This is a genomic window from Bradyrhizobium sp. (genome assembly GCF_004799405.1).
In the GTDB taxonomy this organism is placed as follows: Bacteria; Pseudomonadota; Alphaproteobacteria; order Rhizobiales; family Xanthobacteraceae; genus Bradyrhizobium.
Genome location: NZ_SSMW01000063.1, coordinates 20,019 through 27,832, shown reverse-complemented (window position 1 = coordinate 27,832; position 7,814 = coordinate 20,019). Strand labels below are relative to the sequence as shown.

General features: G+C 58.0%; 7 protein-coding genes and 1 pseudogene. 7 read left to right on the top strand and 1 reads right to left on the bottom strand.

The annotated features are described in order from the left end of the window. Positions 1-803: 803 nt before the first annotated feature. Both E7813_RS09875 and E7813_RS09870 read left to right on the top strand, forming a co-directional pair. Positions 804-1,868 carry an acyltransferase gene (locus E7813_RS09875; RefSeq protein ID WP_291573292.1) on the top strand — a complete coding sequence of 355 codons (1,065 nt, stop codon included), beginning with the start codon at positions 804-806 and terminating at the stop codon, positions 1,866-1,868. A 257-nt stretch (positions 1,869-2,125) separates the two neighbouring features. Continuing rightward, positions 2,126-2,341 (top strand): hypothetical protein, encoded by a 216-nt coding sequence (locus E7813_RS09870; RefSeq protein WP_291573291.1) that lies wholly within the window; start codon positions 2,126-2,128, stop codon positions 2,339-2,341. 72 nt (positions 2,342-2,413) lie between these two features. On the opposite strand, the pseudogene E7813_RS09865 reads toward E7813_RS09870, so the two are convergent. Beyond that, a pseudogene (locus E7813_RS09865) lies at positions 2,414-2,530 on the bottom strand (IS481 family transposase); the annotation flags it as partial. Positions 2,531-2,681: 151 nt separating this feature from the next. Between E7813_RS09865 and E7813_RS09860 the strand changes: the two are divergent. The 5 genes from E7813_RS09860 (at position 2,682) to E7813_RS09840 (ending at position 7,796) form a co-directional block, all read left to right on the top strand. Continuing rightward, positions 2,682-3,065, top strand: a complete 384-nt coding sequence (locus E7813_RS09860; RefSeq protein WP_291573290.1) for a hypothetical protein — start codon at positions 2,682-2,684, stop codon at positions 3,063-3,065. 197 nt (positions 3,066-3,262) lie between these two features. Further along, on the top strand, positions 3,263-4,186 hold the full coding sequence (locus E7813_RS09855; RefSeq protein WP_291573294.1) for a glycerophosphodiester phosphodiesterase: 924 nt from the start codon (positions 3,263-3,265) through the stop codon (positions 4,184-4,186). A gap of 153 nt (positions 4,187-4,339) precedes the next feature. Next, positions 4,340-6,211 carry a 5-dehydro-2-deoxygluconokinase gene (gene iolC / locus E7813_RS09850; protein WP_291573288.1) on the top strand — a complete coding sequence of 624 codons (1,872 nt, stop codon included), beginning with the start codon at positions 4,340-4,342 and terminating at the stop codon, positions 6,209-6,211. Next, positions 6,211-6,987: an ABC transporter permease gene (locus E7813_RS09845; protein ID WP_291573286.1), complete on the top strand. Its 777-nt coding sequence runs from the start codon at positions 6,211-6,213 to the stop codon at positions 6,985-6,987. Before iolC ends, E7813_RS09845 begins: the two co-directional genes overlap by 1 nt. After that, positions 6,975-7,796, top strand: coding sequence for an ABC transporter permease (locus E7813_RS09840; RefSeq protein WP_291573285.1), 822 nt, complete (start codon positions 6,975-6,977; stop codon positions 7,794-7,796). Before E7813_RS09845 ends, E7813_RS09840 begins: the two co-directional genes overlap by 13 nt. Positions 7,797-7,814: the final 18 nt, after the last annotated feature.

Here is a 7,814-nt window from a genome sequence, read left to right as displayed (position 1 = left end):
CCTCTCCGCCGCAGTAAACCCTCTATGAAATCTCCGTTCCATCCCACACTCCATCCTTTCCCTCTAAGATAAAGTGTTGCGTCAACCGGTTGAGACCACCCCCCAACAACAGACATCACCGGATGCCGCCGGGCCATTATGGCGACGCCAATGCTGAGGATCCCCCCGTCCAGGCTCGCTGGTTTGGTCAATAGGAGGCTCGGTAGGACTCGGCAGAGTGATTTGGCTCGGTCCCAGACATGTCCCGGGCGGGGCAGTTATGGGCCCTCAAAACGGCTACAAATGGCTTTCGAGCGCTTCCAAGGGGATTGATCCGCTGTGCCCTCTGGACACTCCAGGATACCCGGAGAGCGTTTGATCCCAGTTCTTCTCCCTCCGCCAGCTTGGCCATGCGTCCAGCCCGGACACATAGGTAACACCACGTACCTAAGAGATGGGTGACAACCTCGTGCCGAACGGGTTGTCGAGGGTTGCAGGGTTTTCTGCTCCAGGTCGAATCCGAGATCATAGTGCATGAAGCTGACAAGCCAAATGCCGTCGTCGACCTCTTTGATGCCGAGTCTCTGACCAGCGAGCACAGTGGATATGTTGATCCTTTTGCGATGCAGGCAAAGGCGTCATGGCGGGCTCGCGTCGGCGCGAGTGAGATAGCCGATGCGCTAACGCGCAAGCCAACTTCTGACTTGCCAGGCCCCTTGTGGGACGCTTCGTGCGTCGATAGAAGGCGTCGATCGGCGGTATGATGGGGCATGACAAACCTCCGCCTGATATCGCATCCGGCGAGGTAGCTTTGAGGTCAACCTATGCGGGAACGCCTGCCATCGATCGAGTTGCTTCGCTTCATTCTGGCCCTGCTCGTCGTCATCTACCATTATTTCTATTTTGGCGCTGCCTCGGGCGTCCTTTCGATCGAGCCGATCGGCGTATCGGTATTGCCTTATTTCGTGCTGGCGGTTGACACTTTTTTCATTGTCAGCGGCTTTGTCATTCTGTTCTCGGCAGAGAAGCGATCATGCTCCGCCTTCGTTGTCAGTCGCTTTGCCAGGCTTGGGCCGGCCTTGCTCGTGTGTTCGACGATCACACTCTGTGCGATCACCTTCAGCGGCAGTTTTGCCAAGGGGACGACGTTCATCAGGTGGCTCGCAAGTATAACTGTGCTTCCCCTGACATTTGCAAACGGGCTTGACCGATCACTCTGGTCCCTGCGTTATGAAATCATTTTCTACGCCATCGTTGCTGGAGTCGTTTGGCGCGGGTTAACATACAAAAGGATAGCGCTTGTCGCCTATTTCCTGATTGCGCTGAATGCTGTTTACATCGTGAGATGGTCGATCGCAGATCGCATGCTCATGCAGAATTTTGGTTCTTTATTCGCGCTGGGGATATTCCTTTACGTTCACCGGAATTATCGAATACCGCTCGTGGCATGGATCATCTGTGCTTTGGTGGCGTTCATGACTTGCGTCGTGGAGGTCTCAAGGGTTGCCGGTCTGCTCCATCAGCCCATGCAATGGACCGGGACAGCTATTGCGAGCGTCGTCACAATCGGCGCATTCCCCGCATTTCTTTTGATGCAGCCGAAATCGGAAATATTGATCAGGCTATGCGCGCTGGCGGGACGAGCGAGCTATCCCCTCTATGTGCTGCATCAAACCGCAGGCTATGTGGTCATAACGTGGCTGCTTACTATTTTCCCTGCGCACGCTCTTGCCATTCAGATCGTGACACTTCTCGGGATGATTGGCTTCGCTACTTTGTTTTCGAGCCTCATTGAGCCGCAGATCGCCTCGGTCTACAGAATGGCCGGATTTTATCTGGAGGACCTTTTTGGCTATTGGCGGGGAAATCGCTGCGCCCAGAACCGCTAAGGTGTCGCGACGGGGATCTCCGGGCAAACTCCTTGGGATTTGAACCCTGACTCCCCGCCAACGCTCCCAGGCGGCACCACAGAAAATGCGGACGGTTGCTGATTGCGGACGCCGACACTACGATCGGGCTACTGCCGTCATTACCCATCAAAACAAAGAATGGATCGGACTGGAAATGACTCCTGCCAAAGGGAAACACGAGCGGAATTCAGGCGGTCATTGACGGCCGAACAGCGGACGACGATGGCGATCGCAGCATGATTCTGAATTGGTCTTATTGGGATGGCGATATTACGCATCATATCTTCGCGCTGGAGGGGATGGCGGAGAGTAAAGAAATAGATGGTTCGGCGTACAAGGTACTTTCTTTGCATAAAGAGCGATTGAAAACGCTGCGGTTTGCGGACGCCGGGGCGCCGCCGATCGAGCGCGACATCACCTCTTCTGAGCACCTGGAAAAAAATAATCGCTGATGTAATTGTCGTCGTCTGTTTCTTGGATAAACGGAGCATTCTCCGCCATCGCGAGAATATAGCCCACGCGCGATCATAGTGCATGAAGCTTGCGAGCCAAATGCCGTCGTCGACCTCCTTGATGCCGAGTTTCTGGCCGGCCAGGACGGTCGAGATGTCGATCCGCTTGCGATGCAGGCAGAGCCGTCCCAGGCGGTGCTGATGACGTCGCGATCGCGGAAAGTTCCGACAGACCGTCGTAGCGACCCATTGAGCCGTCCCTACGATTTAATGTATCTTGTTGTGGACCATCTAGACAGTCCGCTGAAACGGCTTGGCGAAGTGTCCCCGAGCGACTGCAATGAAGTTGTTCAGAAAATTCTCGAAGGCCCGAACCGACACCACAGTGCCGTCGTCGTCAAAGATCGGCGACGAAGTACAGGCGCTCAACAGAATAATGAGCATGTGTTCGGTTGCAGCGGCCAGCGCCGAGAGCGCTGCTTTAAATCCGCATGCGGACCAGTCGAAGGGTGCGAAGCAGCGGTTCGAAAGCGCAAAGAGAATGTCATTGCAACTTGCCAAAGAGATTACTGATGTCTCATGTCGTGATGCCGCTCTGGAGCAAATAGTGGAGCTTTGTATGAAGGCGAACGATTTGGAAACCGCCAGAATACTAATTGGGGGTATTCAGACTGAAACGATCCGCGAACGATTGTTGGAAGAGTACCCGGTATCCTTCTACTGACCGATAAGGTGGTTCGCTCGGTACCTCGGCGACCGCCCGGCGGGTTCAATCAGCGACGCGAGGCACCAGCGAACTTCCGTCGACTGCGTGCCGAAAGGCCGACAGTGCAATATCGAAAACTCATGAGGCTCTTTCTTCTTTTGTTGGTGTTTTCTGCTCTCGGTTGCCTCGTCGTTGAACCAGTTGGAGCTTGCGATATGGCTTTTGACATCGAGGCGCATCGCGGCGGACGCGCGCTTTTGCCTGAGAACACGCTACCGGCCTTTGCCAATGCCTTGTCCATGGGCGTCGATACGCTGGAACTTGATGTCGGCGTCACGGCTGACCGCCAGATCATCATTTCTCATGAGCGCAGCCTCAATCCCGACCTCGCGCGCAATGCCAACGGCGACTATGTTGCGGCGCCCGGCTCGCCTTTTGTGAAACTGCAGCTTGACGAGATCAGGACCTACGATGTCGGCCAAATCCGTCCCGAAAGCACCTATGCCAGGCAATTCCCGGACCAGCGTGCCGTCCCGGGAACGCGCATTCCCACGCTGAAAGAACTCTTTGCGTTGGTCCGCAAGTCCGGCAATCGCTGTGTCCACTTTAACATCGAGACCAAAATCGATCCGGACCATCCCGATGAATCACCCGATCCGCAAACCTTCGTAACGTTACTGCTCGGACTGATCGACGCCGAGGGGTTTGCCGACCGGGTCATGATCCAGTCCTTCGACTGGCGAACGCTCCAGCTTGTCCAGCAACGCGCGCCAAAGATTCCGTCGGTGTACCTTACTCTGCAGCGTGGTCCGGCTTCTACCGTCGCATCCGACAAGGCGACCGCCTGGACGGCAGGCTTCAATCCGGCCGATTATGGCGGCTCACTACCGCGGACCATCAAAGCCGCCGGGGGTGCAGTCTGGTCGCCCTATGTCGGCGACGTCAGTGCTGCCCTCGTGGCCGAAGCGCACGGCCTTGGATTGCGGGTTGTGGTCTGGACGGTCAACAAGCCCGAAGACATGGCGCGCATGATCGAAATTGGCGTCGACGGCATCATCTCGGATCGTCCCGATCTCCTGCGCCAGACCGCCGAAGGAAAAGGGATTGCGCTACCCGTCGGATCGCCGGTCGGTCCGTAGCTCAAGCGTTTCGCGCTGGACACAAACGTCGTTGTGCCATGCGGTCGACTCGCCAACAATGCTGCAATTGCGAACTGGAGAAATCGACACCACGGAAACGTTTGACGGCCGGCAATGATATGCATACCATTTGGGCAGGGAGTAAACTGGCCGATGCGCGTGCTTGATCTCATATCGATGGGACGCACTATCGTGGATGTCTACGGCAATCAGGTGGGATGCGGTCTTGAGGAGACCTCCTCCTTCTCCAAGTATGTTGGCGGTTGTCCCGCAAATATTGCCATTGGCACGGCGCGGCTTGGACTTCGGGTCGCGCATGTAACGCGCGTGGGGGATGATCAACATGGCCGCTTCCTGCGGGATCAACTGTCCCGGGAAGGGGTCGACGTTTCGCACGTCAGGACTGATCCGGCACGTCTCACCGGCGTGGCCTTTCTGGCGATACGCGATGAGAACACATTTCCCCTGCTGCACTATCGCGACAATTGCGCGGACATGGCTATCAGCGTTGAGGATTACAGCCAGGAGTTCATCGGCAGCGCAACAGCCCTTCTCGTCACCGGCTCCCATCTGACCACGCTGGAAGCGGCGGCAAATGTCGATGCCGCGATTGCCTATGCCAAAGCGGGCGGAACGCGCGTGATATTCGATATCGACTACCGTCCGTTATTCTGGCGGCTGGTGTCCAAGGATGCAGGCGAGAGCAGGTATGTCAGCAGCGAGCGTGCGACCGCGGCAACCCAAAACGTGTTGCCCTATGCCGACCTGATCGTTGGAACTGAAGAAGAGATTCGTATCGCCGGCGGGGACATCGATACCCGCAACGCCCTGGTGAGCATTCGCCGACTTTCGGCGGCGCCAATCGTGATGAAGCGCGGCCCTCAAGGATGCGTGGTATTCGACGCCGCGATACCGGAAGATCTGGACAAGGGGATCGTTGGGCGAGGATTTCCAGTGGAGGTATTCAACATCGTCGGTGCAGGCGATGGCTTTTTGTCCGGATTTCTTTCGGGTTGGCTGCGGGACGCAAACTGGGACGAATGCTGTCGTCGCGGAAACGCCTGCGGTGCGCTCGTGGTGTCGCGGCATGGCTGCTCACCGGCCTCGCCGACCGAAAAGGAGCTTGCCTGGTATCTGGAAAACGCCACCGCTGAAACAGCGCTGCATGACAACCGCATGCTCGAAGTCGTTCACCGCGCGACAACGCGCCGTGCCAGGCGGCTGCCGGTGATTCTGATCGATTGCGAAGCGCCGGATATCGCCGTCCAGCCGGGCGGGCGGGCAACGCCATCGCGATCGCGTTTCGCGTCCATCGCGGCTGACGTCGTGCTTCGCAAGACGAGCCGCACAGTTGCCACCGGTATCATGGTCGATGGCACGGGCTGCAATGACGCGCTTTTTGCCATCGGGCCGGCGACAGACTGGGTGGTGCGCGCCATCGAAATCCCCGGCAGCAAGCCGTTATCGTTTTTAGCCGGAAAGCCGGGCGCTGTCCTGCTGCGTAGCTGGCCGCAAAACCAGATTGTCAAATGCTTCATTCCCCTGGCTGTCGATGCTTCCTCCGAGCTTCAAAACGAACGTTTGCGGGAGCTTCAATATGCGGTGGAAATGTGGGGGCACGAGTTGATGCTGGTGCCTGAACTGGCTGCCGAGGCTGACGAAGTTCAATTGACCAATTGTATTCGCCAGATCCAGGCGCTCGGAATACGCCCGGATTGGTGGGGTATTCAGGCTTCGACCGGTGCTTTGGGCTGGGCTTGCCTGCAAGCCGCCATCGGGACATCCAATCCAATGTGCCGCGGTGTTCTGATGCTCGACAGCGGCCAGGGGGAGATCTTCGACAGCTATGATGCTGCCTCAAGCAACTGTCCCCTTTTACAGGGTATCGTTGCGGGCCGATCTATTTATGCCGAGGCGCTGTCGGCCTGGGGCACCGGCCGATCCGACGACGCGACCCTCGCCCGCGAACTCGATGCGGGCATCGACAGGCTGGTCGCAACTTGGCCCGGGAGCGAAAGATCCTGATGCGCGGGCTTTCTGCCATCCAGACACGACTGCTCGGTGCCTGCTCGCTGGCCGCCGCACTCCTTGGCTGGTGGATCGCCACCTCGGTGTTTCACTGGATCGACATTGTCCGGTTTCCGGATCCGGCGACGTTTCTCCAGTCTCTGCACCAGATCGTTTTCGCCCAATATGCCGGCGCCAACCTGGCCGAGCACGTTGCTTCGAGTCTCGGACTTGTGCTGAAGGGCTTCCTTCTTGCCAGCGTGACCGGATGCACGCTCGGCTTGATCATGGGGCTTAGCCCGTTCTGGCGGGACTTCCTGTCCCCGACCTTCAATCTGCTGCGCCCCATCCCTCCGCTCGCCTGGATTCCGCTTTCCCTGCTGTGGTTTGGTCTCGGAGACGCATCCAAGCTGTTTCTCATCACCTATGCCGCTTTCATCCCCGTCGTGATCAACACGTCGGCGGGTGTGGCACAGATCGATCGCGTTCTGCTCGAGGCTGCCCGTGTCCATGGCGCCCGAGGGTGGGCCTGGCTGAGGCACGTGATTATTCCCGGCGCGGTGCCGCACATTCTGATCGGACTTCGGCTTGCCATGCAGACGTGCTGGACCGTGATCGTCGCAGCCGAACTTCTCGGTGCAATCTACGGTATCGGAAAAGTGCTCAACAGTGCCAAGGACGACGTGTATCCGGGAATGATTCTGGTCGGCATGACCACGGTCGCAGTATTGGGAATTTCGACGACGTATCTTCTCGAGTTGGCGGAACGGCGGTTTGTAACATGGCGGCGTTAAATCATCCACGCGTCAGAAAGCCGTGGCGCGCCAGCGAGGCGAGGCCACGGAGATGGATCGGTGCGCTTGGCATCCTCGTGCTCGTCCTGGTCTGGCAGGGCACGGCCGTCCTCGTCGCAGATGCATCGACATTGGCTCCCCCGATGGACGTCATCCGGCGTTTCTTCGAAATGCTGGTCCATCCGTTCGCGGGAAGCACGCTTGGGTGGCACGTGATTGTGAGCCTTGGCCGCTTTGCCAGTGGCTTCAGCCTCGCCGTCGTTGTCGGCGTGCCGCTCGGGTTGACGATGAGCTGGTTCCCGAGATTCGAAGCCGTGATCACGCCATTTTTCAATTTCTTCCGTTTCATCGCGCCGATCGCCTGGGTTCCTTTTGCGATCCTCTGGTTCGGCACCGGCTTCGGGGGCCCGGTTTTGATCATCTTCAGCGGCGCATTCGCGCCTTGCGTCATCGGCAGCTATGGCGGCGGCAAACTGACCGAGGTGCGGCTGCTGGAGGCCGCGCGAACCGTTGGAGCCGGCAATTTCAAGATCATCACGGATGTGATTTTGCCAAGCGCCATCCCCTCTATCGTCGCGGCATTGCGCATCGCTGCCGGCAACGCTTGGCAATCGCTGGTTGGCGCGGAACTGATCGTGGCGTCATCCGGTGTCGCTTACACGATGGTCAGAGGGCAGATGAATCGCACCATCACGGTCGTCATGGTCGGGATGATCGCCATCGGCATCGTCGGACTGATCATGGAATGGCTATTCCGGCGCCTGGAGGTCGCCGTGTACCGCCGCTTCGGCTCATACGCTGCTCTTTAAAAGACAACAATCAATCGC